Here is a 418-nt window from a genome sequence, read left to right as displayed (position 1 = left end):
CAGTTTGTCCGTCGCGCTGAAAAGCACGGCCGTGGAGGCGTTCCACAGGCTCTGCCGATTGCCGGTGCCGTTGTTGTTCCACGTGTAGCCCGCGTTGGCGAGGAACGTCCAACGCTCATCGAGGGTGTATTGCATCAGCAGGTTCGCGCCGGTCGTCGCGCGGCCGTTGCCGAGGCCGCGTTCCTGACTGGCCGTCGGCAACGTGACGAACGGCTTCAGGCCGAGGCTCCATTGCTCGCCTTCGAGAAAACGCCATTTGGCTTGCAACTGAAGATCGCCGAAGCCGTTGGTCCAGCCGTTGCCGTCGGGGCGCATACGTTGGTATGGCGCCTGGATCGCGACGTCGAGGTTCGGCAGCACGCCGTAAGTCAGCGTGCTGCTCCACTGCTGCTGGCGCGAGGTCTGCAGCGTCGTCCAT

The 418-nt window shown here is 64.1% G+C and carries 1 protein-coding gene; it reads right to left on the bottom strand.

The window, feature by feature from the left end:
- The coding region (locus tag CDV44_RS26970) for a transporter (protein WP_141118824.1) at positions 1-418 on the bottom strand (418 nt) is incomplete at both ends.

Origin of the sequence: Pandoraea sp. PE-S2R-1, from assembly GCF_002179865.1 — a bacterium.
In the GTDB taxonomy this organism is placed as follows: domain Bacteria; phylum Pseudomonadota; class Gammaproteobacteria; order Burkholderiales; family Burkholderiaceae; genus Pandoraea.
This window is presented reverse-complemented; position numbering and strand designations above follow the sequence as displayed.